The sequence below is a fragment of the Beijerinckia sp. L45 genome (assembly GCF_009765775.1).
Taxonomy (GTDB): Bacteria; Pseudomonadota; Alphaproteobacteria; order Rhizobiales; family Beijerinckiaceae; genus RH-AL1.
In genome coordinates this window covers 32,938-55,701 of sequence record NZ_LMUU01000270.1, presented here as the reverse complement: position 1 = coordinate 55,701, position 22,764 = coordinate 32,938, and the positions used below count along the sequence as shown (strand labels likewise).

Below are 22,764 nucleotides of genomic sequence, written 5' to 3'. Positions count from 1 at the left end.
GTCCTTCAGTTCTTGGCGTCGCGTCGCTTGATCTGGCCGTAGACCAGGCTGGCAAAGTTGCCCAGATTGATCGAACGCTGCGCCGGCTTGGCCTTGGTGTCGCCTAGCGCGATCGGGCAATAGGCGACGGTCAAGGCGTTGACGATGTCGTCGTCCTGCACGCCGGGCAGGCTGGCCTTCAGCTTCGGCACGATCGCATCGATCTTGCCCAGCATGTTGCCGTTGTCGGTGTCCTTCAGCTGGTCCTGTACGGCGGCCGCATCGACGGCCTGGGCCAGCTTCTGGTCGGCGATTTTCGGACACGCGCCGGCATCGTGGCTGGAGAGCATCGTCGTCACGTCCTTGCGGGCGGTCTGTACTTCGCCGGGGCCGGCGGTTTCCGGCGCCGTATTGCCCCAGGAGCTGCGGACGTAATTCACCGCGGCGGCAATTTCGTCGTCGGTCATCGCCTGGCCGACCGCCGGCATCGGGGCCAGCCCGTCCTTGGCTTCGAGGCCGCCGAGCACCACGCGAATGACGTTTTGCGGGCCCTTCGCCGTCACCGCGCCGTTTCCGGCAAGAGCGGGAATGGCGCCGGGGATGCCTTTGCCGTCCCCCTGGTGGCAGGAGGAGCAATAGGTCTGGTACGTCTGCTGCGCATTGACCGAAACCGGCAGGTCTTTCGAAGATTCCGACGCGGTCACCGTTTGCTTCGCCGCCACCGCCTTCAAGTAGGCGCCCATCGCGTGGAGGTCGGCATCGCTCAAATAGCTGAGGCTGTCGTGAATCGTCTCCATCATCGGGCCGAGCGCCACGGTCTTGCCGGGGGCGGAGCCGGTCTTCAGGAAGGTCGCGATCTCGTCTTCCGACCAGCTGCCGACGCCCTGCTTGCCGTCTGACGTTATGTTCGGCGCATACCAGCCGTTGATCTGGCCGCCCTCGAGCTTGCCGCTCCAGTCGGAGGCGCCGAGCAGATTGTTCTGGTTGTGGCACTCACCGCAGTGGCCGAGGCCCTCGACGAGATAGGCGCCGCGGTTGACCACGTCGCTGGCCTTGGGATCGGGCTTGAACGTATCGGCTTTGAAGAAGGCGGTGCGCCACGTCAGCAGCGCCGTGCGGATCGAGAAGGGGAAGGCAAATTTGAGCGGCTTGTTCTGCGCGTGTTCCGGCTTCAGCGAGAAGAGGTAGGCCTTGATCGCCAGCACGTCTTCGCGGGTGACCTTGGTGTACCAGGGGAACGGGAAGACGGGATAAAGGTACTCGTCCTGGTGCCCGATGCCCTCGTGGACGGCGCGGTAAAAATCGTCGTCGCTCCAGTCGCCGATGCCGGTCTCCTTGTCCGGCGTCAGATTGGGCGTCGCTATCTCGCCGAACGGCGTCTTCATGTACATTCCGCCCGCGAAGGGCGTGCCGCCGGGTGCCGTGTGGCAGGCGATGCAATCGCCGGCGCGCATCAGATACTCGCCCTTCTTGACGAGCTCGGGATCCGCCGCCGCCGAGGCCGGCGTGAAAAACAACGACGAAACCGAGAGGGTAAGGCACGCAGCGAGGACGCTACGAAGGGCAAGCGATGGCGCGCGCGGTGCTCTATCCATGGGATCAGGTCTCAACGGTCATGCATCGGGCTGAAACGTTGCGGGATATTGCCAGTTCCGGACGCTTTGGCGCGACGTGGGCGCGCAGCGTCGTGGCATCGACGCTTCACTTCACTGCATAAGGCAGCTTCGGCTTCGCTTTACCTCGGGGAAGACTCGAATTCCTACGCCGAATATCGCAGCGATACTTGAAACAACCTCGCAGATCTTCCCCCCAAAGAGGGATGCCTAGGCCCGCCTGAGATCGAGCCCGCGGGCCCGAAGCCAGGTCGCGAGCCTGGCGTTGACCAGGTCCGGCGCTTCCTGCTGCACCCAGTGCGAGACACCGGGCAGACGGTTCAGGGTGAAGTCGGCGACATAGGGCGCGTAACCCTCCGTCAGTTCGAGGCCGAGCGCCGTGTCCGCCTCGCCCCAGATCATCAGGATCGGGGTCTCGATCATCGGGCTCGGTGTCGGCTCGCCGAGGCGGCGGGCGTTGGCGCGATAGTAATTGAGCATCGCGGTGGCCGCGCCCGGCCGCAGCGCATTGGCCTGAAAGTGCTGCAGCACGGCCGGCGGAAACGCCGCCTTGTTCACCGCCATGCCGGCGAAGGCGCGGGCAACCGCCTTCGCGCCTTGCGCGCGCAGAGCCAACTCGGGCAGTACCGGCAGCTGGAAGAACAGGATGTACCAGGAGCGCCGCCGCTGCGCCCATGAGCGCTTCAGCACCGCGCGAAACACCGCGGGATGCGGGACGTTCATGATCACCAGCCCGTCGAGCGACCGCACTTGGCCAATGGCAAAGGCCCACGCGATGACGGCCCCCCAGTCGTGAGCGACGAGCAGGCGCCGACGGGCACCGTACACGTCGAACAGCGCCGCCGCGTCGGCGACGAGGTGCGTCAAGCGATAGGCCTCGACGCTCGTCGGCCGGCTGCTGTCGCCGTAGCCGCGCAGATCGGGGGCGACGGCGTGCCAGCCCATCGCGGCTAGAGGCTCGAGTTGATGGCGCCAGGAGAACCGGCTTTCGGGAAAGCCGTGGAGACAAAGCGCGATATCCGGCCCCTCACCGGCCTCGTCCACCGCGAAGCTCAGCCCGTTGGCCGCGATGGTCCGCGTGGTGATCGCCATACCGTCAATCCTCGCAACAGACTGTAAGGATGATGCTACATTTATATGACAAGCGATGGATAGAAGCGCGTCGCCGTTCGTTGGCTGCGCAGAAATGGTCTTCGCGACAGCATCGTGGGTCGCGCGAGTAAAGGTCGAGTGCATGTCGAAGGGTATCGGGTTCGAGCCGGCCGGGGCGGAGACGGAAGCCGCACGGGCGGACATTCTGGAATCGACGCGCACCACCAAGATGGCGCGTTCGGCCCACGCTTTTGTGCGCGGCAACACGGTGCAGTTCTATGAGTGGCTCGAAGGGCTCGACCGCGGCACCCTGCCCGAGGGACCGGCGGTTTGGATCTGTGGCGATTGCCACGTCGGCAATCTCGGTCCCTTGGCCAGCGCCGAGGGGCGCGTGGATATCCAGATCCGCGATCTCGACCAGACGGTGATCGGCAATCCCGCGCATGACATCATTCGCCTCGGCGTGTCGCTCGCCAGCGCCGCACGCGGCTCGGATCTCCCCGGTGTCACCACGGCGCTTATGCTGGAAGAGATGATGCGCGGCTACGCGCTCGGCCTTGCCGACCCTGGCGACGACGGCGCCGTGCCCGAGCCTGACGTCGTCAGCTTCGTGCGCCGGGAAGCGCTGGGACGCAGCTGGCGGCATCTTGCCCGCGAACGGCTGGAAAACGTCAAGCCGACGATCCCGCTGGGCAAGAAGTTCTGGGCTCTGTCGCCCGACGAGCGCGCCGCCATCAAGGATTTGTTTCAGCAGCCGGCCGTCAAGACGATGGTCCTCTCGCTCAACGGCCGGCCGGAGGATTCCAAACTGGAACTTCTCGACGCGGCCTATTGGATGAAGGGCTGCAGCTCGCTCGGCAAGCTGCGCTACGCCGCGCTTGTAAAAATCAACGGCAATCGCAAGGGCAAGCTCGCGCTCGTCGACCTGAAGGAAGCCGTGCCGGCCGCGGCGCCCGCTGCGCCGGGCGTAGTCATGCCGACGCATTTCGGCGAGCGTGTCGTCGCCGGCGCCAAGGCGCTGTCGCCAAACCTCGGCGAGCGGATGATGGCGGCGGATTTCCTCGACAGGCCGGTCGTGCTGCGTGAGCTGATGCCGGAAGATCTCAAACTCGAGATCGAACAGTTTTCCCGCGAGCAGGCGGTGAAGGCCGCGCGCTACCTCGCCTTTGTCGTCGGCAGCGCCCACGGCCGGCAGATGGATGATGCGACGCGCGCGACCTGGCGGCGTGACCTGGCGCATCGCCGCCCCGGCAATCTCGACGCGCCGTCCTGGCTGTGGAGCAGCGTGATCGAGCTGCTGATCCGCCACGAACAGGGCTATCTCGAACACTGCCGGCGCTATGCGCTGCGGGCGGCGTAGGACGCTCCCTTAAGGCTGACGCGGATTGTCGGCGGAAAAGTCTACCAACTTTTCCGCAATACGCTTTAGAAGCGACGTTCATCCGGAGACTCTCCATGCGCACCGCGACCGTCGCGCGCGATACCAAGGAAACCGCCATCACCGTGACCGTCGATCTCGACGGCACGGGGACAGGCACGATCGCCACCGGCATCGGCTTCTTCGACCACATGCTGGATCAGCTGTGCCGGCATTCGCTGATCGACATGACGATCAAGGCGGTCGGCGACCTGCACATCGACGACCACCATACCGTGGAGGATACCGGCATCGCGCTCGGCCAGGCGATCCGCCAAGCGATGGGCGACCGCGCCGGGATCACCCGCTATGCCGATGCGATGCTGCCGATGGACGAAACGCTGTCGCGCGCCGCCATCGACGTGTCGGGCCGCCCGTTCCTCGTCTTCAAAGCGGATTTCCCGCGGGAAAAAATCGGGACGTTTGATACCGAGCTGGTGCGCGAGTTCTTTCAGGCTTTCGCGATGAACGCCGGGATCACCCTGCACCTGGAGACGCTGTACGGCGCCAACGCGCATCACATCGCGGAATCGCTGTTCAAGGCGGTGGCGCGGGCGCTTCGCGTCGCCGTGACCGTCGACCCTCGGCAGAACGGCGCGATCCCATCCACCAAGGGGACGCTGTAGCGCCGAAGCGAGCCCCGTGTGCGTCGCCTTCCCCTTGCGGGGAAGGGACAGGGATGGGGGTTCTATCCGCCTTCGCGAGCGTCGAGGAACACCATGAACCCCCACTCCCAACCTCTCCCCACAAGGGGGAGAGGAGTAGATCCTGGGGCCGCCAGAGTTTGAGGAACCACCATGGCACTCTACGTCATCCAGGCGCGCGGCGCGGATCAGGCCTCGCTCGAGCGCGCGACGATCATCAAGGACGGCTTCTCCTGGCCGGCCTTTTTCTTCGCGCAAATCTGGCTGATCTATCATCGGTTGTGGATCCCCTTGCTGATCTGGATCCTGGCCGAAGTGGCCTTCGCGCTGGTGATGCTGCCGCATGTCGCCGCCGGCACCTTGGTCGCCGTCGACTTTCTGGCCCATCTTTTCATCGGCTTCGAGGGCAACCGCCTGCGTCAGGCCAAGGCCGCGCGCCGCGCCGTGCTCGTCGGCGTCGTCGAGGGCCGCACCCGCGACGCGGCGGAGGCCCGCTTTTTTGACCGCCTGCTACCAGCCGGCGGCCTGGAGACCCAACCTTGAGCGTTGCGATCATCGATTACGGCTCCGGCAACCTGCACTCCGCCTTCAAGGCGGTGGAGCGCGCGGCGCGTGAGGCCGGCCTCACCGAAACCATCACCCTCACGTCGGATCCCGACGTCGTCGCCAAGGCCGAACGCATCATCCTGCCGGGCGTCGGCGCCTTCGCCGACTGCCGTGCCGGGCTCGACGCGGTGCCGGGTCTCGTCGCCGCGCTGAACGAGGCGGTGCAGGTCAAAGGCCGGCCGTTCTTCGGCATCTGCGTCGGCATGCAGCTGATGGCGACGCGCGGCCTCGAAAACGGCGAGACGGCCGGGCTCGACTGGATCCAAGGCGACGTCGACGCCATTAGCCCGTCCGACCCGGACCTCAAAATCCCGCACATGGGTTGGAACACGCTTGACGCAGTGCGTGCGCACCCGGTGTTCGACGGCGTGGCCACCGGGCCCGACGGGTTGCACGCCTACTTCGTCCACTCCTACGGCTTTCGCGCCGCTTCATCCGCTGACGTCGTGGCGACGACCGATTATGCCGGTCCGATCACGGCCGTCATCGCCAAGGACACGATGATCGGCACCCAGTTTCATCCCGAGAAGAGCCAGGCGTTCGGCCTCGCCCTCCTCGCCAATTTCCTGCGATGGCACCCGTGATCCTCTACCCCGCGATCGACCTCAAAGAGGGCCAGTGCGTCCGGCTCAAGCTCGGCGACATGGCCCAGGCGACCGTCTTCAACGACGATCCCGCCGCGCAGGCGGCCGCCTTCGAGGCGCAGGGCTTTTCCTATCTGCATGTCGTCGATCTCGACGGTGCCTTCGCCGGCAAGCCGATGAACGCCGCCGCCGTCGATAGCATTCTGGCGCGCGTCAAAATGCCGGTGCAGCTCGGCGGCGGCATCCGCGATATCGCGACGGTGGAAGCCTGGCTCGCCAAGGGCATCGCCCGGGTCATCATCGGCACCGCGGCGGTGCGCGACCCCGCCTTTGTCCGCGAAGCCGCCAACCGCTTTCCCGGCCAGGTGGCAGTGGGCATCGACGCCCGCAACGGCTTCGTCGCCGTGGAAGGCTGGGCGGAAAGTTCGGAGTTGTCGGCGACCGATCTCGGCAAGCGGTTCGAGGACGCCGGCGTCGCCGCCATCATCTACACCGACATTTTGCGCGACGGGATTCTGGCCGGGCTGAACATCGAGGGCACGCTGGCTTTGGCGCACGCCGTAGCGATCCCGGTGATCGCCTCCGGCGGCCTCGCCTCGATCGCCGACGTAAAGCGGCTGCTGCAGCCCGATTGCGCCGTGCTCGACGGCGCCATCACCGGCCGCGCCTTATATGATGGCCGTCTGGATCCGACTGAGGCGCTGGCGCTGATTGCGGCGGGGCGGGGGTAGCGTCAGCGTTCCAGATGCCGGAAACGGCGCGAGAACTTTGCTTTTTGGCGCCGCTTCATAGCGCGTCGTTTCGGCGGAAGCTCGGCAGCTGATGCTTTCTTCCGCCAGATGCGGTCCAGGCAAGCGCGGGCACTTCAAAAATACACCGGTTATCAAAGGTTTGTGCGAATCCGGCTCTTGGGGAACGGGGCGACCGCTGCGCGGGTTTGGCACCTTGCGGGACGCGAAGGGTCGGACGTACGGTTCGCCCGCCCGTCTGCTTACGCCTCCACGACCATGGATTCCACAAACCGATGACAGCCAGCCGCAGAACCCCGTCCACTGCTTCGCGCCGCGCCTTCGTGGCGGGTGCGCTGACGCTCGCGACGGCCGCGGGACTTGAGGCGCAGGCCGCGATCGCGGACGACATCGCTGACGCGCCGCCCGTCACCCCACCGTGGCAAAAGGAGCAGGGCGCGCCGGTGATGAGCCCGCCCTACGGGCAGCCGTCGAAATTCGAAAGCGCCGTGGTGCGTCGGGAAAATTCGACCGGATCGCCCTATCCGACCCGGGAAGCGGCCGTCAGCCTGACGCCGCTGCAGGCTCTGCACGGTATCATCACGCCCAATGGGTTGCATTACGAACGTCATCACGCCGGCGTGCCCAGCATCGACCCGGCGGCGCATCGGCTGCTGATCCACGGTCTCGTCGATCGACAGATGATTTTTACGATGGACGACCTGATGCACTTCCCCGCAACCTCGCGCATCCACTTCCTCGAGTGTTCCGGCAATACCCAGAACTGGGGCAAGCCCAAGCCTGAACATACGGTGCAGGATACGCACGGCCTGCTCAGCTGCTGCGAGTGGACTGGCGTCCCGCTGAAGACCGTACTCGGCGAGCTTGGCGTCAAGCCCGACGCGAAGTGGATGCTGGCGGAAGGCGCGGACGCTGCCGCGATGACGCGAAGCATCCCGATCGAGAAGGTGTTGGACGACGCGCTGCTCGCCTATGCGCAGAACGGCGAGCGGCTGCGGCCCGAACAAGGCTATCCGCTGCGCCTGTTCCTGCCCGGCTTCGAGGGCAACATGAGCGTCAAGTGGCTGCGCCGGCTCAAGTTCGGGACCGAGCCGTGGCAGACGCGGGAGGAGACGTCCAAGTACAGCTGGGTGATGCCGGACGGCAGCGTCCGTCAGTTCAACTTCGTGATGGAAGCCAAATCCGTCATCACGTCGCCGTCGGGCGGGCAAAAACTTGGGGCCTCCGGGTTTCGTGAGATTTCCGGGGTGGCTTGGTCCGGGCGCGGCAAGATCACCAGGGTCGAGGTGAGCACGGACGGCGGGTCGACCTGGGCCGATGCCGAGCTGCAAGGCCCGGTGCTGCCCAAATGCCTGACGCGTTTCCGCCTGCCATGGCGCTGGCACGGTCAGTCGGCCAAACTGGCAAGCCGGTCGACCGATGAGACAGGCGTGGTGCAGCCGAGCCATGATGCTTTGCTGCAGCAACGCGACGCCAGATCATATTATCACTATAATGCCATCCAGACCTGGGCCGTGTCGGCGGAAGGAGCGGTGAGCAATGCGGGCTAGCATTTTTGCCGCCGCACTGATCGCGGTCGTCTCTCAAGCCACGCCCTCGTTGGCCACCGACTACGGAATCGGCAAACCGGCGACGCCGGCCGAAATCGCCGGCTGGAACATCGATATCGCCCCCAACGGAGCTGGCCTCCCGCCGGGCCACGGCAGCGTCAGCGACGGCGCTCGCGTCTATGCCGACAAATGCGCCGGCTGCCATGGGGCCGATGGTCTGGGCAAACCGATGCCGGCCCTCGCCGGCGGCGCCGGCACCATGGGCTCGGCCAAGCCGGACAAGACGGTCGGTAGTTTTTGGCCCTACGCCACGACGCTGTACGACTACATTCACCGCGCGATGCCGTTCAACGCGCCGCAAACGCTGGCGCCGGACGAGGTCTACGCGGTCTCTGCTTACGTCCTCTACCTGAACCACCTCGTGCCGGAAAATGCCGTGCTCGACGCCACGTCACTGCCGGCGGTGGCGATGCCGGAACGCGGAAAATTCGTCAGCGGCTACGTGCCGGACCGGCCGGGCGAACACTGACATAATGTCCTAGGGACGGTGCGGAGGCTTGGATCTGCCATGCGCATCCGCCATAAAGGGTGCGCGCGAACACGCTTGATTTCATGGGCTTGGCCCGGGTCCGCGCTTGCCTTGTGAGGCCGATGTGACCGACACCCCGACGAGCGCCACCGCTAAGGAATGGCCCGATCTCTCGCCCGTCCGCAGCGGCCTGGCGATGCGCTGCCCGCGCTGCGGCAAGGGCAAGCTGTTCAACGGATTCCTGACTCTCGCGCCGCGCTGCGACGTCTGTGGGCTGGACTACACCTTTGCCGATCCCGCCGACGGCCCGGCCTTCTTCGTCATCTGCTTCACCTGCGTGCCCGCGATCGCCCTCGCGGTGTGGATCGAGGTGCATTTTTCGCCGCCCTGGTGGGTGCATGTCTTCACCAGCCTGCCGGCGATCCTGCTGTTCTGCATTCCGCCGCTGCGGCCGCTGAAGGGCTGGCTCGTCGCCAGCCAATATTACTACAAGGCCGAGGAGGGACGACTTGCCCCGGCGCAGGAGCCCGCGCCGCATCAGCTGGACGGCTGAACGTCGTCATCGCGAGCGAAAGCGAAGCGACCCAGGAGCCGCTGCTTCTTCGATAGCGGTCCGATTGCACCTGGGTTGCTTCGCTCCGCTCGCAAAGACGGCCCTGGCGACGTTTCACCTTGGCATTGGCCCCGTAGCGGTCTAGGCGAAGGGCCGCGAGTCTGTTCGCCTGCTCAACCAGCGCCAAAAAATGCTCAAAGCCCGTGTGATCCCCTGCCTCGACGTCAAGGACGGCCGCGTCGTCAAGGGCGTGAACTTCGTCGACCTGCGCGATGCCGGCGATCCCGTCGAAGCGGCGATCGCCTATGACGCGGCGGGTGCCGACGAGCTCTGCTTTCTCGACATCACCGCCAGCCACGAGGGCCGCGGCACCCTCCTCGACATCGTCCGGCGCACCGCGGAAGCCTGCTTCATGCCGCTCACGGTTGGGGGCGGCGTGCGCAGCGAGGCGGACATCCGCAACCTGCTGCTGGCAGGCGCCGACAAGGTCTCCATCATGTCGGCCGCCGTCAATGACCGCGACCTCGTCCGCCGTGCCGCCGAAAAATTCGGCAGCCAATGCGTCGTCGTCGCCATCGACGCCAAGCAGACATCGCCCGGCCACTGGGAGATCTTCACCCATGGCGGCCGCAAGCCGACCGGTCTCGACGCCGTGGCCTATGCGAAAGAAGTCGTCGCTCTGGGCGCGGGCGAGATCCTGCTGACCTCGATGGACCGTGATGGCACCAAGATCGGGTTCGACATCGAACTGACCCATGCCGTCTCCAGCGCCGTCTCCGTGCCGGTCATCGCCTCGGGCGGCGTCGGCACCCTCGACCATCTCGTCGAAGGCGTGCGCGACGGCGGTGCGACGGCGGTGCTGGCCGCTTCGATCTTCCATTTCGGCACCTTCACCATCGGCGAGGCCAAGCGGCGGATGGCCAGCGCCGGCCTGCCCGTCCGCCTCGACGGGATCGCCGCATGAGCGCCTTCTCCCTCGACACGCTCACCGCGATCATCCGCGCACGAAAAAGCACCGATGCCGGCGCCTCCTACACCAAGTCGCTGCTGGACAAGGGGCCGCCGCGGGCGGCGAAAAAATTCGGCGAGGAGGCTGTCGAGCTCGTGATCGCCGCGATCGAGGGCGAGAGACGCCCCATCGTTTGCGAAAGCGCCGATGTCCTCTATCATCTGCTTGTCTTGCTCGAAGCGAGCGGCGTCGAACTGGACGAGGTGCTCGCCGAGCTTGCGCAGCGCACCGCGCAGTCCGGGCATCAGGAAAAGGCGTCGCGTCCAGCGGACCCGGCGGTTTCCGGAGATTGAATGGACGAGCGCGCCGCCTCCACGCTGCCGATCTTCTCGCCGTACCACCGGTTTTCGCGGGCGCAGTGGGCGGCGTTGCGGGCCGATACGCCGCTCACTTTGTCGATCGATGACCTGACCCGGCTGCAGTCGATCAACGAGCCGATCACGCTGGAAGAGGTCATCGCGATCTACCTGCCGCTGTCGCGGCTTCTCGCGCTCTACGTCGCGGCGACTCAAGGGTTGTTCAAGGCGACGCAGCGGTTTCTCGGCGCCGAGGATGGCAAGGTCCCCTACATCATCGGCGTCGCCGGTTCGGTCGCCGCCGGCAAATCGACACTTGCCCGCGTGATGCAGGCGCTGCTGGCGCGCTGGCCGAACACGCCGCGCGTCGAGCTTGTGACCACCGACGGTTTCCTCTTCCCCAACGCCGTGCTGGAAAGCGAAGGCTTGATGGCGAAGAAGGGGTTTCCGGAAAGCTACGACGGCGCGGCGCTGCTGCGCTTTCTCTCCGACGTGAAGGCCGGGCGGCGGGCGGTGGCGGCGCCGGTCTATTCGCATCTCACTTATGACATCGTGCCGGGCGACACCGTCGTGGTCGACCGGCCCGACATTCTCATCGTCGAGGGACTCAACGTCCTGCTGCCGAACCGCCGGGCGAAGGACGGTCGCACCAGCGCCTTCGTCTCCGATTTCTTCGATTTTTCCATCTATCTCGACGCGGACGACGACGATCTGGAGCGCTGGTATGTCGCGCGCTTCATGCGCCTGCGCGAAACCTCGTTCCGCGATCCGCGCTCCTACTTCAAGAAATACGCGGAATTCAGCGACGACGAGGCCGAAGCCACGGCGCGAAAGATCTGGCGCGAGATCAATCTCGCCAACCTCCACGAGAACGTCCTGCCGACGCGCCAGCGCGCCAATCTGGTCCTGACGAAGGGCGCCAGCCACAGGATCGAAGAGGTCGAGCTGCGCAAGCTTTAGGCGGGCACGATCGCCCGTCGCCTAAACTTTGCGTCGAGGTTTTTCGGAACGGATTGAGACAGCAGGCATTTCTACCTCGACTGCAGGGCGCCGTTGCCCTGATTGCGAGGGAGACGATTAATGATCAAGATCATGCTTATCGCCGCTACGATGCTCGGCGCAGGCTCGGCCTATGCCGACGAAGTCATCATTCACCGCGACGCACCGCGCGAAGTCGTGGTCGAACCGCCGGCCTCGTCCACGACCGTCGAGCACCGCTCGTCGAGCGACGGCTGCGCCACCAAGTCGGTCCATTCGGAAAACGACATGGGCGACTCCAAGACCGTGACAAAGTCGAACTGCGATTGATTCAATCGGTCATGGCTGACGAGACCAAACGGCGTGCTGCGGCGCGCCGTTTTTTGTATGCGCGTTTGACAAGCCCGGCCCTGACCGACATGCAGCGGCCATGATCGAATTGCAGGGCACCGACCTCGACACCGTCATCCATGTCATCCAGACGGCGCTGACCCCGATCTTTCTGTTGACCGCCGTCGCCTCGCTGCTCGGCGTGTTCACGACGCGGCTTGCGCGTATCTCCGATCAGGTCGACAGCCTCGCGTCCGCGGACCCGAAGACCGTGGCGGACGACGCGTTCATCCGCCGCCGGCTGACGCACCTGCGGCGCCGCTCCCACGCCCTCGATATCGCGGTGATCCTCGGCACGCTGGCGGGCGCCTGCACCTGCGGCACGGCCCTCACCCTGTTTCTCGGCGCGCTGCGGTCGCGGGCGACCGGCACCATTCTCTTTGTTCTGTTCGGCCTCGCGCTTCTCTTCGCCATCGGCGCACTGACCGCCTTCCTCACCGAGATGCTGCTCGCCGGCAAAGGCATCCGCGCCACGGTGGATCGCCATACCGAGCGGCTGGAATAGGATTTCTTACGTGATCACCGTCCATCATCTCAACCAGTCGCGGTCGCTGCGTATCGTCTGGCTGCTCGAAGAGCTCGGCGTGTCCTACGAGCTGAAGACCTACCAGCGCAACGCCAAGACGATGCTGGCGCCCCCGGAGCTGAAGGCGATCCACCCGCTCGGCAAGTCGCCGATCGTGGTCGACGACGGCATCGTGATGATCGAGTCGGGCGCGATCATCCAGCTGCTGCTGGAGCGTCATGGCGCCGACAGCGGGTTGGTTCCGGCGGTCGGCACGCCGGCGCATCACGACTACCTCACCTTCCTGCATTTCGCCGAAGGCTCGATGATGCCGCCGCTGCTGCTGCGCCTCATTTTCACGCGCATCGCGTCGGGATCACCGGCGCTGCTGCGCCCGCTGGTCAAGGCGATCACCGGCCCGGTCAACGCCGGCTTCATCGATCCCAACATCAAGGGCACGCTCGATTTTCTCGAAGGCGAACTCGCCAAGCGGCCGTGGTTTGCGGGCGAGGCCTTCAGCGCCGCCGACATCCAGATGAGCATTCCGATCGAGGTGGCGCGCCTGCGCGGCGGGCTCGGCCCGACCCGTCCGAAGCTGATGGACTTTCTGGCCCGCACCCGCGCGCGGCCGGCGCACGCCCGGGCGCTGGCGAAGGTTGGGGAGTAAGGCTCGATCTCGACTCCGTCTTTGCGAGCCGAAGGTGAAGCAACCTAGGGGCCGCTGGACGCGTCTTTGACGGAAGCGTTTGCTCTGGGTTGCTTCGCTTCGCTCGCAAAGACGGGCGCCACCTCCCGCCCCGCCGCATCGCCCATCGGATGCAGGTCGCGCACCATGGCTTTCATCCGCTCGTCCAGCACGTGCGTATAGATCTGCGTCGTCGAAATATCGGCGTGGCCCAGCAACTCCTGCACGATACGCAGATCCGCGCCGTTCTGCAGGAGGTGGCTGGCGAAGGCATGGCGCAGCACGTGCGGGCTGACGCGATGCGTCGCGATCCCCGCCGCCGCGGCCACGTCTTTCAGATCACGGGCGAACGCCTGGCGGGTGAGATGGCCGCTATCGCTGTCGGCGGGAAACAGCCACGGTCCGTCGATCTGGCCCGGCGCCCGGATTTTTAGCAGCGCGCGAAAGACATCGACCGCCTGGCGTGCCGGATCGGATACCACCACAAGCCGCTCGCGGCCGCCCTTGCCCTTGATCGCGATCAGCGGATCGCGCCCGCGCAAGGCAGTCCGCGGCAGCGAAACCAGCTCGGTGACGCGCAGGCCCGTCGCGTAGAGCAGTTCGAGCAGCGCGTTCATCCGCGCCGCGCGCAGCCGTTCGCCGGCCGGCCGGCTCTCGAGGTCGAGCCCCTCCTTGGCGACGGCCAACAGTTTGTCGACCTCGACCACCGAGAGGATCTTCGGCAAGCGCTGGCCCTGGCGCGGCCCCTCCAAAATCGCGGCGGGATCGTCGGCGCGGTTGTTTTCCGCGACGAGAAAACGGTGGAACTGGCGGATCGCCGAAAGTCGCCGGGCACTGGATGTCGGCTTGAACCCGGCCGCCTCGAGCGTCGCGAGGTAGGCGCGCAGGTCGTTGGTGGTGGCTTTCAAAGGCGTCGTCGCAAGGCTTTTCAGCCCGGCGGCATAGGCGATGAGATCGCGCTTGTAGGCTTCGAGCGTATTGGCCGCGGCGCCGCGCTCGGCGGCGATCATTTCGAGGAACGTCTCGATGAGCTGGAAGGTCTTTCCTTCCGGCGGTGGCACGGCGGCGCGCGGCATGATCAGCGCACGCCTTTGGGCAGTGGCACGGTCTGCGTGATTTCGCGCGGCTGCGGTTGCACGAAGGTGACGAGCGCGATCATCGCGCCATAACCGAGGGCTGCGATCATGCCGATCACGAAGAGCAGGCGGAACAGTGTAGGCACCGAGTCATCCCAAAGCGAGCGCGACACCTAGAGCTCGAAGTTTATAGACCGTTCTGATGAAGAGACGATTTAACGTCTCAATCTTAACGATGTTCTTTTGCGCGTGGCGAAAGCGGCGCGTACGGACCGGCGATCGCAGCTAGCGCATGAGCGTCCGGATGATGCTCCAGTAATCGACCGGGACCAGGCGCTGCAGCCATGCCGCCTGCCTGGCATCCTGGCCGATCAGCAGGCGCTTGGCGCGGCGCTCGATCGCTCCCGCAATGGCCGCCGCCGCGACATCCGGGCTGAGGCGCAGAAGCTTGTCCCACGTCTTGGCCTGCGCCTCGACATCTCTGTTGCTCAGTCCGTAGCGTCGCGCGTTGACGGCGATCCCGGTTCGCACCCCGCCGGGATGGACCACGGTAAGGCTCACCGGCGACCCTTCCAACTCGTGGCGCAGCGCCTCGGAAAAGCCGCGCACCGCGAATTTGCTCGCGACATAGGCGACCTGGCCAGGCGGCGCGATGATGCCGAACAGGCTCGACAGGTTGACGATGTGGGCAGCCGGCTCGCGGCGGAGCAGCGGCAGAAAGGCCCGCGTCATCCGCACCGTGCCGGAAAAGTTGACCGCCATCAGCCAGTCGAACGCCGCCTCGGGCACCTCGTCGAAGGTGCCGCCGAGCGCCACGCCGGCATTGTTGACGAGGACGCTGACCCGCCCGTGGGCGGCGAGGACGGCTTGCGGCAGCGCCGCGACCTGATCGGGATCGGCGACGTCGAGATGATGCGTGCTGACGGTGACGCCGTGGCGCCGCGCGGTGACGGCGACCGCTTCGAGCGTGGTTGCGTCGATATCGGCCAGCGCCAGGGCACACCCGCGCGCCGCCAGGATGTCGGCCAGCGCCGCGCCGATGCCGCCGCCAGCTCCCGTGATCACCGCCACCGCGCCGCGCAGCTGAAACGTCATTCTCGGGACCTTTTCGTCATTGTGCCGCCGAACCATCAGGGCATCGGACGTAAGAAGCGGCGCAGACGCCAGATCAATAGCACGCCAGACGTCGACGCCGGTCACGCGGCGGCAAAGCGCCGGCGGTAGTCGGCGGGCGTGATCCCGACATGGCGCACGAAGGCGCGACGCAGCGTATCGACATCGGAGAACCCGCAGCGCGCCGCGATCTGCTTCGGCGCTTCGTGCCCCTCCTCAAGCAAGGCACGGGCGGCGGCAATCCGCGCTTCCTCGACCCAGGCGGCCGGCGTCACGCCGACCTCATGGCGAAACAGCCTAGCAAAATGGCGCGGGCTGAGGCCGGCTCGCGCGGCAAGTTTGGGCACCGCATGATCGTCGGCGGGATGCGCCGCCACCCAGCGCTGCAACTCCTGCAGAATGGACCGGCCGACGGGGTCGGCCTCGCCATGACGGCTGAACTGCAGCTGGCCGCCCGGCCGTTTGAAGAACATCACCAGCTGGCTCGCCACGCGCAGCGCGACGTCGCGGCCGAGATCCTCCTCCACCAGGGCCAGCGAGAGATCCATCCCCGCGGTCACGCCGGCGGCGGTGCGCACGCGCCCGTCGCGGACGAACAGCGCATCCTCGTCGACGGTTGTGTCGGGATAGGCGGACGCCAACTGCGCGGCGACGGCCCAATGGGTGGTCACATGCTTGCCGGCGAGCAGCCCCGCCGCCGCCAGCAGAAAGGCGCCGCTGCAGACGGAGCCAAAGCGCCGCGCCGCCTGCGCTTCGGCGCGTAGCCAGGCCAGCAGGCGCACATCCGCCGGCTGGTCGGCGACACCCGGTGCGCCGGCGACGAGCAGGGTGTCCGTAAGATCCGCCCGCGGATCGCCGACCGCGAAATCAGCCATCAGCCGGACGCCGGACGAGCTGCGGATTGGCCCGGCCTCGAGGCCGATGACCTGCAGCCGATAGGCCTCGCGGCCGGCCTGCTGGTTGGCCTCGGCGAACACGTCGAGCGGCCCCGATACGTCGAGCAGCTGCACGCCGGGAATCGCGAGTACCGAAATCGTCCTGGTCGTCATCGCTTGCGGCCTATGTCTCGAACGCGCGCATTATGGCAGCTTTCGTCGCGTTACGTCAATTGAGGACAAGCAAGCGGTGCGGTAGGTTTACGCCGCAGGGTCACGACGACCCCAAGAGGAGACCGAGCTATGGGTTACACGATCGCAGACGTCAAAATCCCCGACAGCAGCCTCGCGCGCGCCGTTACCGAGTTAGTGCGCGATACGGAATCGCCGCTGCTGTTTCATCATTCCAGCCGCGTCTATTATTTCGGTGCGCTCGCCGGCAAGCAGCGCGGCCTCAGCTTCGATCCCGAGTTGCTCTATGCCGGCGCGATGTTCCACGACATGGGTCTGACCCATGCCCACAGCAGCGCCGACGAGCGCTTCGAGGTGGATGGCGCCAATGCCGCTCGCGATTTCTTGACGAGCCACGGCATCGCGCCGAACGACGTCGAGATCGTGTGGAATGCGATCGCGCTGCACACCACGCCCGGCATCCCCAAGCACATGCATCCCGTCGTCGCGTTGGTGACGGCCGGCGTTGAAATGGACGTGCTCGGCCTGACCTACGCCGAATACGACGATGCCGTTCGCGAGCAGGTGGTGAAAGCGCATCCGCGCGACGGCCATTTCAAGCAGGATATCATTCAGGCCTTCTACGACGGCATCAAACACAAACCAGACACCACCTTCGGCAACGTCAAGGCCGACGTGATCGCGCTCAAGGACCCGACCTTCAGGCGCGGCAACTTCTGCAGCGTGATCCTGAGTTCGCCCTGGGCCGGGTGACGCCATCGGAATCCCAGAGCGTCTTGACTCGTCACACCTTCTGGGCGCCGCCGCCGTGCAAAAAATGTTAAGTCTCGGGCAAAGCTTTTTCTTTTCCCGAGCGCCGATGGCGCGAAAACGCTCTAGCAACGGCAACCGGAAATGTTGTAGGCCATCCCCAACCAAAAGTTAGGGAGCGACATCCATGAAGACCCGCGCCGCCGTTGCGTTCGAAGCCCAAAAACCCCTTGAAATCGTCGAAGTCGATCTGGAAGGGCCGAAGCACGGCGAAGTTTTGGTCGAGATCAAGGCCACGGGTCTTTGTCACACCGACGCCTACACGATGTCCGGCCAGGATTCGGAAGGCATCTTCCCCAGCATTTTGGGCCATGAAGGCGCTGGTATCGTCGTCGAAGTCGGCCCCGGCGTCACCTCGCTGAAGAAGGGTGACCACGTCATCCCGCTCTACACGGCCGAATGCCGCGAGTGCGAATACTGCCTCTCGCAGAAGACCAATCTTTGCCAGAAGGTCCGCGCCACCCAGGGCAAGGGCCTGATGCCGGACGGCACCAGCCGCTTCAGCTACAAGGGCCAGCCGATCTATCACTACATGGGCTGCTCGACCTTCTCGAACTACACCGTCCTGCCGGAGATCTCGCTCGCCAAGATCCGTGAAGACGCGCCGTTCGAAAAGGTCTGCTACATCGGTTGCGGCGTGACAACGGGCGTCGGTGCGGTGCTGTTCACCGCCAAGGCGGAATACGGCTGCCGCGCGGTGGTCTTCGGTCTCGGCGGCATCGGCCTCAACGTGATCCAGGGCTTGAAGATGATCGGCGCGGAGCAGATCGTCGGCGTCGACATCAACAACAACAAGAAGAACATCGCGGCGCAGTTCGGCATGACCGACTTCGTCAATCCGAAGGAACTGCCGGCCGGCACCAACATGGTCAACCATCTGGTCGAGCTGACCAAGGGCGGCGCCGACTACACGTTCGACTGCACCGGCAACGTCACGGTGATGCGCCAGGCGTTGGAGGCCTGCCACAAGGGCTGGGGCACCTCGATCATCATCGGCGTGGCCCCGGCCGGCGCGGAAATCGCGACGCGTCCGTTCCAGCTGGTCACCGGCCGCAACTGGCGCGGTTCGGCCTTCGGCGGCGCTCGTGGCCGTACCGACGTGCCGCGCATCGTCGACTGGTACATGGACGGCAAGATCAACATCGACGACCTGATCACCGACGTGATCCCGCTCGACAAGATCAACGAAGGCTTCCACGACATGCACGAAGGCAAAGGCATTCGCACCGTGGTGAAGTACTGATGGCCACTGCTCCGGAAAAGACCGGCTCGCACGTCTGCTTCGGCGGCGACAACACGTTCTACAAGCATGCCTCGTCGGAAATCGGCGGCAGCATGAACTTCACGGTTTATCTGCCCCCGCAGGCGAAAGCCGGCAAGAAACTGCCGGTGCTGATGTACCTCGCCGGCCTGACCTGCGACCACACGACCTTCATCATCAAGGGCGGCGCGCAGCGTCTTGCCGCCCTGCACGGCATCATCCTCGTCGCGCCGGACACGTCGCCGCGCGACAAGCCCTACCCCGGCGACCACGACAAATATGATTTCGGCGTCGGCGCCGGCTTCTATGTCGACGCCACGCAGGAGCCGTGGAAGACCGGCTACCGCATGGGCTCCTACGTTTCCAAGGAGCTGCCTGCGCTGATCGAGGAGCACTTCCCGGTCGATCCGACGAAGTGGGGCGTGTTCGGCCATTCGATGGGCGGCCACGGCGCGCTCATCACCGCGCTGCGCAACCCCGACCGCTTCAAGTCGGTTTCCGCCTTCGCGCCGATCGTCGCGCCGTCATCCTGCCCCTGGGGCGAGAAGGCGCTCGGCAACTATCTCGGCGCCGACAAGGAAACCTGGAAGGAATGGGACGCGACCGAGCTCGTGAAAGCCGGCAAGAAAACGTCGCACATCCTGATCGACCAGGGGACATCAGACCAGTTCCTCGAAGGCGAGCTGCACCCGCATCTCTTCAAGGAAGCCTGCGAGGCCGCCGGTCAGCCGCTTAAGCTGCGCATGCAGGAGGGGTATGACCACTCCTACTACTTCATGCAGAGCTTCATGGAAGACCACATCGCGCATCATGCTAAGGTGCTGGGGGCTTAAGCTTAAAGTCCTGTATCATCATTTAGAAGTCGCCCCAGCTTGGATGCTTTGGCGGCTTCTGTTATTTTCGCGTAATGGTCCGCGAAGACGCCATCGTCAAACTGCAGGTATTCGAGCCGCGGCTCCGCGCGCTCGGGGCGACGGCGTTGTTCCTTTTCGGCTCGACCGCACGGGGAGAGGCCGCTGCGGCGTCTGATCTGGATCTGTTTCTTGAATACGATCCGGCGTCTCGGTTCGATCTTCTCGATCTCATCAAGGCCAAGCATATGGTCGAGGACGAGCTTGGCGTATCCGTCGACATGACGACGCGCGGCGGCCTCCATCCCCTGATCAAAGCGACCATCGAAGACGAAGCCATACAGGTCTTTTGATGGTAAAGCGCGGCGTCAAACTTCGCGTCTACGATATGCTTGCGGCGATCGCGTTGCTCGACGACGCCCTCGGCCAGAAAACCTTCGACGACTATGATGCCTCGACGCTCTTGCGCCTCGGTTGCGAGCGCGCAGTCGAAATCATATCGGAGGCAAGCCGCCACATCCCAGAGGACATCAAGGCCCGTTACCCTGACGTTGAGTGGCGGAGCATTGCGGGAATCGGCAACGTGCTTCGTCACGAATATGCCGGCGTTCAAAGCGAGATCATCTGGGGCGTGATCCAAAATCATCTTCCAGCACTTCGACTTGTGCTCTACGCCATCGACCACGATCTGCCCCCTCCCTGATCACCCGAGACCCCCATGTCCGACCACACCCACGACCACGCCTGGAAGACCGATGGCGTCTGCGTCATCCCCGCCGGCTCGCTCGATCCCAACACGGCGCAAACGCCAGGCATGGACCGTCGCGCGGCGATCAACTTTGCCCGCGTCGGCGCGCAAAAGATTTGGGCGGGCACGGTGACGATCCACCCCGATGCCAAGACCGGCGCGCACCACCACGGCCACCTCGAAAGCATCATCTATGTGCTGAAGGGCAAGGCGCGGATGCGCTGGGGGGAAAAGCTCGAGTTCACCGCCGAGGCCGGCCCGGGCGACTTCATCTACATCCCGCCCTATGTGCCGCACCAGGAGATCAACGCCAGCCCGGACGAGGTGCTGGAATGCGTGCTGGTGCGCTCGGATGGCGAGGCGGTGGCGATCAACCTCGACATCGAGCCGGTGGAAAAACCCGAGGATGTGCGCTGGGTCGATCCGACGCATCCCGCCTGAACCGGGCTATTCGTCGGGCTCGACTTTCTACGGCAGAGCCACAGATAACGGGTCACCGCGGAGCTTAACCGCGGCTGAGCTTTACGCCCGAAAAGGGCGGCAGGGAGAGAAACGCATGCGTATGTCCTCGATCATCATCGCGGCTGCCCTTCTGGGCGCCGGCACGGCGGCCGCCTCGGCCGATACGGTCACCAAGAGCATCGACGTGAATGGGACGCCCGACCAGGTCTGGGCGGCGATCGGGCCGTTCTGCTCGATCCAGGATTGGCATCCGGCGATCGGCAAGTGCACCACCGACGGCAAGACGCCGCCGACCCGCACGCTCGTCACCAAGGACGGTAAGGCCACCTTCGTCGAGCTGCAGACCGCCCGCGACGACAAGGGCTACTCCTACAGCTACGCGATCAAGACCAGCCCGCTGCCGCTCACCGACTATGTCTCGACGATCAAGGCCGAGGCGAAGGGCAAGGACATGACGACGATCACCTGGAACAGCACGTTCACGCCCGCCAGCGGCAAGGAAGCGGCGGCCGAAGGCGCGGTGGGCGGCATCTACCAGTCCGGCCTCGACGCCGTGAAGAGCAAGATGGCGAAGTAACACCGATGCGCCGCCGTCTCTGCGGGCTTTTTTTGTGTCTCATGGCACAGAATGCCGGCGCGGAGACGGCGGTATCGGAGCGCTGCCGTGCGGGATCGCACCGCCTGGCGCGGGTCGAGCTCTATTTCGGGACTGGCAAGCGGGCCGGTCTGCAGCGCGACGCGTGGCGCCATTTCATGGCTGACGTCGTGACGCCAAAATTTCCCGATGGTCTGAGCGTCTTCGAAGGCCTGGGCCAATGGCATGGGCCGCGCGGAAGCGTGCGCGAAGCATCGCGTATGATGATCATCATCTACCGACCTGCCGGCGACAGCGATGCCAAGATCGAAGCAATCCGCTCCGGCTACGAAACCCGGTTCAGGCAGCAGTCCGTGCTGCGCGTCGACACGACGGCCTGCGTGGCCTTCTAAAAGTCCGGTGCGCGATCGGCCGCGTGGCCTCCATCACCCGTTCTGCCGACGGGGCTTTCCACGCGTGATCGCGATCACGTCAATGCGCGCTGGCAACCTGATCGCGAACGCAGACGATCTTCATGTATTGCTTGCTCGGATCGGGAACCAGCGTGGTCGGCGCCAGCATGGCCTGACCCATGAAGCCGCACTGCTGCGGGGTATTGACCCGCGCCGTGGTGATCACATCCATCGCGGAATGGACGTCGCAGGCTGCAGGGTCCGTCGACGACGCGCAGATAAGGACAAGAACCTTTAACATGGGCACCCCTCTGTGAGCGGGGTAGGGCCGGGGCCAGCGATCCGGCAGAGGTTGGATCGTCAGCTTCGGCATTTCGCTCGCAAAAGAGTTGAGCAAGCTTCTGGCCATAAAACGTTAACAGAATGCGAAGCTGGTATGCTTCTTGCGCATTCAGCGACTATGTGACCGGGCGGTGACAGTGTTGCATTGCAGCACGAGGGTCGGCCTCCCCTGGATGCGTCCCGATCGGTCAAACCATACGCATTAGAAATCATTAGATTATTTGGCATCTTAAAGGGCAGTCTAAGCGACCTAATGGCGTCATGCCATCGTGGCAGATACTCCTTTTTACCAAGGTTTTAAATCGGCCCTTGTGCAACGCATCATGCACAAGCGTAACGGACTTTCGGCGGCTCCGAGGCCTCCGCGTTAACGAACACCTCGTTTTTTCTCAAAAATCTTCACGACCTCGATGCCGATTCGGTCCGGATCTTTCGAGCGTGCGCCGTGGCGATCAGGGGCGCGGGGCCTACATAAAGCTGGCGCAAGACATTCCTGCTTCAGACCGCCCGGAGATCGAGGCCCATGGCCAAATCCATTGTCGTGACCTTCCCGCACGAACTCAGCGTGGCCGAAGCCAAGAAGCGCATCACCGATCAGGTCGAAGTCGTGAAGAAAACCTACATCGACAGGGTCGGCACCGGCGAGATGGCCTGGGTCGGCGACACCGCGCATCTCCGTGTCTCCGCCGTCGGCCAGACGACCACGGCCGAGATCGACGTCAAGCCGGCGGAAATTCGCGTCGAGGTGCATTTGCCCTGGCTGCTCGCCGCTCTCGCCAACAAGATCGAAGGCCTGCTGAAGAGCAACGGCAAAGAGGCGCTGCGGATCGGGAACACGAAGAAAGTCTGAGCCTGCCCGCTCGCGTGA

Annotated in this window: 30 protein-coding genes; 23 read left to right on the top strand and 7 right to left on the bottom strand. The window is 64.9% G+C overall.

The window, feature by feature from the left end:
* Positions 1 to 5: 5 nt before the first annotated feature.
* The gene (locus GSQ79_RS27660) at positions 6 to 1,496 is read right to left on the bottom strand and encodes a cytochrome c (RefSeq protein ID WP_246725633.1); all 1,491 of its coding nucleotides are present in this window, start codon (positions 1,494 to 1,496) and stop codon (positions 6 to 8) included.
* A 306-nt stretch (positions 1,497 to 1,802) separates the two neighbouring features.
* Complete coding sequence (locus tag GSQ79_RS27655; protein WP_158811955.1) at positions 1,803 to 2,684, bottom strand: alpha/beta fold hydrolase; 882 nt, start codon at positions 2,682 to 2,684, stop codon at positions 1,803 to 1,805.
* Between the two features lie 142 nt (positions 2,685 to 2,826).
* Between GSQ79_RS27655 and GSQ79_RS27650 the strand changes: the two genes are divergently transcribed.
* The 14 genes from GSQ79_RS27650 (at position 2,827) to GSQ79_RS27585 (ending at position 13,161) form a co-directional block, all read left to right on the top strand.
* The gene (locus tag GSQ79_RS27650; protein WP_158811954.1) at positions 2,827 to 4,044 is read left to right on the top strand and encodes a DUF2252 family protein; all 1,218 of its coding nucleotides are present in this window, start codon (positions 2,827 to 2,829) and stop codon (positions 4,042 to 4,044) included.
* A 95-nt stretch (positions 4,045 to 4,139) separates the two neighbouring features.
* Entirely contained in the window at positions 4,140 to 4,727 is a 588-nt protein-coding gene (gene hisB, locus GSQ79_RS27645; RefSeq protein ID WP_158811953.1) for an imidazoleglycerol-phosphate dehydratase HisB, read from the top strand.
* A 171-nt stretch (positions 4,728 to 4,898) separates the two neighbouring features.
* On the top strand, positions 4,899 to 5,288 hold the full coding sequence (locus GSQ79_RS27640; protein WP_158811952.1) for a DUF2628 domain-containing protein: 390 nt from the start codon (positions 4,899 to 4,901) through the stop codon (positions 5,286 to 5,288).
* Positions 5,285 to 5,935, top strand: coding sequence for an imidazole glycerol phosphate synthase subunit HisH (hisH, locus tag GSQ79_RS27635; protein WP_158811951.1), 651 nt, complete (start codon positions 5,285 to 5,287; stop codon positions 5,933 to 5,935). The genes GSQ79_RS27640 and hisH overlap by 4 nt, the downstream gene beginning before the upstream one ends.
* Positions 5,923 to 6,666 (top strand): 1-(5-phosphoribosyl)-5-[(5-phosphoribosylamino)methylideneamino]imidazole-4-carboxamide isomerase, encoded by a 744-nt coding sequence (hisA, locus tag GSQ79_RS27630; RefSeq protein ID WP_158811950.1) that lies wholly within the window; start codon positions 5,923 to 5,925, stop codon positions 6,664 to 6,666. Before hisH ends, hisA begins: the two co-directional genes overlap by 13 nt.
* Before the next feature lie 293 nt (positions 6,667 to 6,959).
* The gene (soxC, locus tag GSQ79_RS27625; protein ID WP_158811949.1) at positions 6,960 to 8,234 is read left to right on the top strand and encodes a sulfite dehydrogenase; all 1,275 of its coding nucleotides are present in this window, start codon (positions 6,960 to 6,962) and stop codon (positions 8,232 to 8,234) included.
* Positions 8,224 to 8,763 carry a c-type cytochrome gene (locus GSQ79_RS27620; protein ID WP_158811948.1) on the top strand — a complete coding sequence of 180 codons (540 nt, stop codon included), beginning with the start codon at positions 8,224 to 8,226 and terminating at the stop codon, positions 8,761 to 8,763. The genes soxC and GSQ79_RS27620 overlap by 11 nt, the downstream gene beginning before the upstream one ends.
* 196 nt (positions 8,764 to 8,959) lie before the next feature.
* The gene (locus GSQ79_RS27615) at positions 8,960 to 9,316 is read left to right on the top strand and encodes a DUF983 domain-containing protein (RefSeq protein ID WP_158811970.1); all 357 of its coding nucleotides are present in this window, start codon (positions 8,960 to 8,962) and stop codon (positions 9,314 to 9,316) included.
* Between the two features lie 190 nt (positions 9,317 to 9,506).
* Positions 9,507 to 10,280 (top strand): imidazole glycerol phosphate synthase subunit HisF, encoded by a 774-nt coding sequence (hisF, locus tag GSQ79_RS27610; RefSeq protein ID WP_158811947.1) that lies wholly within the window; start codon positions 9,507 to 9,509, stop codon positions 10,278 to 10,280.
* Positions 10,277 to 10,618: a phosphoribosyl-ATP diphosphatase gene (locus GSQ79_RS27605; protein WP_158811946.1), complete on the top strand. Its 342-nt coding sequence runs from the start codon at positions 10,277 to 10,279 to the stop codon at positions 10,616 to 10,618. The genes hisF and GSQ79_RS27605 overlap by 4 nt, the downstream gene beginning before the upstream one ends.
* A complete protein-coding gene (gene coaA, locus GSQ79_RS27600) occupies positions 10,619 to 11,581 on the top strand; it encodes a type I pantothenate kinase (protein ID WP_158811945.1) in 963 nt (320 codons plus the stop codon). It begins immediately after the preceding gene.
* Positions 11,582 to 11,701: 120 nt separating this feature from the next.
* Positions 11,702 to 11,929: a hypothetical protein gene (locus tag GSQ79_RS27595; protein WP_158811944.1), complete on the top strand. Its 228-nt coding sequence runs from the start codon at positions 11,702 to 11,704 to the stop codon at positions 11,927 to 11,929.
* Positions 11,930 to 12,029: 100 nt separating this feature from the next.
* Complete coding sequence (locus GSQ79_RS27590) at positions 12,030 to 12,494, top strand: DUF2721 domain-containing protein (protein WP_158811943.1); 465 nt, start codon at positions 12,030 to 12,032, stop codon at positions 12,492 to 12,494.
* A 10-nt stretch (positions 12,495 to 12,504) separates the two neighbouring features.
* Complete coding sequence (locus GSQ79_RS27585) at positions 12,505 to 13,161, top strand: glutathione S-transferase family protein (RefSeq protein ID WP_158811942.1); 657 nt, start codon at positions 12,505 to 12,507, stop codon at positions 13,159 to 13,161.
* A gap of 44 nt (positions 13,162 to 13,205) precedes the next feature.
* Here the strand turns inward: GSQ79_RS27585 and GSQ79_RS27580 are convergent, their stop codons facing one another.
* From GSQ79_RS27580 to GSQ79_RS27565, 4 genes are all read right to left on the bottom strand, one after another.
* Complete coding sequence (locus tag GSQ79_RS27580) at positions 13,206 to 14,255, bottom strand: site-specific tyrosine recombinase XerD (protein WP_158811941.1); 1,050 nt, start codon at positions 14,253 to 14,255, stop codon at positions 13,206 to 13,208.
* A 2-nt stretch (positions 14,256 to 14,257) separates the two neighbouring features.
* Positions 14,258 to 14,401, bottom strand: coding sequence for a histidine kinase (locus GSQ79_RS27575; RefSeq protein ID WP_158811940.1), 144 nt, complete (start codon positions 14,399 to 14,401; stop codon positions 14,258 to 14,260).
* Positions 14,402 to 14,540: 139 nt separating this feature from the next.
* Positions 14,541 to 15,350 carry an SDR family oxidoreductase gene (locus GSQ79_RS27570; RefSeq protein ID WP_210253239.1) on the bottom strand — a complete coding sequence of 270 codons (810 nt, stop codon included), beginning with the start codon at positions 15,348 to 15,350 and terminating at the stop codon, positions 14,541 to 14,543.
* A gap of 101 nt (positions 15,351 to 15,451) precedes the next feature.
* Positions 15,452 to 16,417, bottom strand: coding sequence for a GlxA family transcriptional regulator (locus GSQ79_RS27565; RefSeq protein WP_158811938.1), 966 nt, complete (start codon positions 16,415 to 16,417; stop codon positions 15,452 to 15,454).
* Between the two features lie 129 nt (positions 16,418 to 16,546).
* On the opposite strand from GSQ79_RS27565, the gene GSQ79_RS27560 reads away from it, so the two are divergent.
* From GSQ79_RS27560 to GSQ79_RS27525, 8 genes are all read left to right on the top strand, one after another.
* Positions 16,547 to 17,188: an HD domain-containing protein gene (locus GSQ79_RS27560; RefSeq protein WP_158811937.1), complete on the top strand. Its 642-nt coding sequence runs from the start codon at positions 16,547 to 16,549 to the stop codon at positions 17,186 to 17,188.
* Between the two features lie 184 nt (positions 17,189 to 17,372).
* Positions 17,373 to 18,488, top strand: a complete 1,116-nt coding sequence (locus GSQ79_RS27555; RefSeq protein WP_158811936.1) for an S-(hydroxymethyl)glutathione dehydrogenase/class III alcohol dehydrogenase — start codon at positions 17,373 to 17,375, stop codon at positions 18,486 to 18,488.
* Positions 18,488 to 19,339 (top strand): S-formylglutathione hydrolase, encoded by an 852-nt coding sequence (fghA, locus tag GSQ79_RS27550; RefSeq protein WP_158811935.1) that lies wholly within the window; start codon positions 18,488 to 18,490, stop codon positions 19,337 to 19,339. Before GSQ79_RS27555 ends, fghA begins: the two co-directional genes overlap by 1 nt.
* A gap of 74 nt (positions 19,340 to 19,413) precedes the next feature.
* The gene (locus tag GSQ79_RS27545; RefSeq protein ID WP_158811934.1) at positions 19,414 to 19,710 is read left to right on the top strand and encodes a nucleotidyltransferase family protein; all 297 of its coding nucleotides are present in this window, start codon (positions 19,414 to 19,416) and stop codon (positions 19,708 to 19,710) included.
* Between the two features lie 35 nt (positions 19,711 to 19,745).
* Positions 19,746 to 20,060, top strand: a complete 315-nt coding sequence (locus tag GSQ79_RS27540; protein WP_246725632.1) for a DUF86 domain-containing protein — start codon at positions 19,746 to 19,748, stop codon at positions 20,058 to 20,060.
* A 15-nt stretch (positions 20,061 to 20,075) separates the two neighbouring features.
* A complete protein-coding gene (locus tag GSQ79_RS27535; RefSeq protein ID WP_158811932.1) occupies positions 20,076 to 20,546 on the top strand; it encodes a cupin domain-containing protein in 471 nt (156 codons plus the stop codon).
* Positions 20,547 to 20,661: 115 nt separating this feature from the next.
* The gene (locus GSQ79_RS27530) at positions 20,662 to 21,144 is read left to right on the top strand and encodes an SRPBCC family protein (protein WP_246725631.1); all 483 of its coding nucleotides are present in this window, start codon (positions 20,662 to 20,664) and stop codon (positions 21,142 to 21,144) included.
* A 41-nt stretch (positions 21,145 to 21,185) separates the two neighbouring features.
* Positions 21,186 to 21,554: a DUF3574 domain-containing protein gene (locus tag GSQ79_RS27525; RefSeq protein WP_158811931.1), complete on the top strand. Its 369-nt coding sequence runs from the start codon at positions 21,186 to 21,188 to the stop codon at positions 21,552 to 21,554.
* Between the two features lie 79 nt (positions 21,555 to 21,633).
* Here the strand turns inward: GSQ79_RS27525 and GSQ79_RS27520 are convergent, their stop codons facing one another.
* Positions 21,634 to 21,855 carry a hypothetical protein gene (locus GSQ79_RS27520; RefSeq protein ID WP_158811930.1) on the bottom strand — a complete coding sequence of 74 codons (222 nt, stop codon included), beginning with the start codon at positions 21,853 to 21,855 and terminating at the stop codon, positions 21,634 to 21,636.
* 564 nt (positions 21,856 to 22,419) lie between these two features.
* Between GSQ79_RS27520 and GSQ79_RS27515 the strand changes: the two genes are divergently transcribed.
* Entirely contained in the window at positions 22,420 to 22,746 is a 327-nt protein-coding gene (locus GSQ79_RS27515; protein WP_158811929.1) for a polyhydroxyalkanoic acid system family protein, read from the top strand.
* The last annotated feature ends 18 nt before the right edge of the window (positions 22,747 to 22,764 follow it).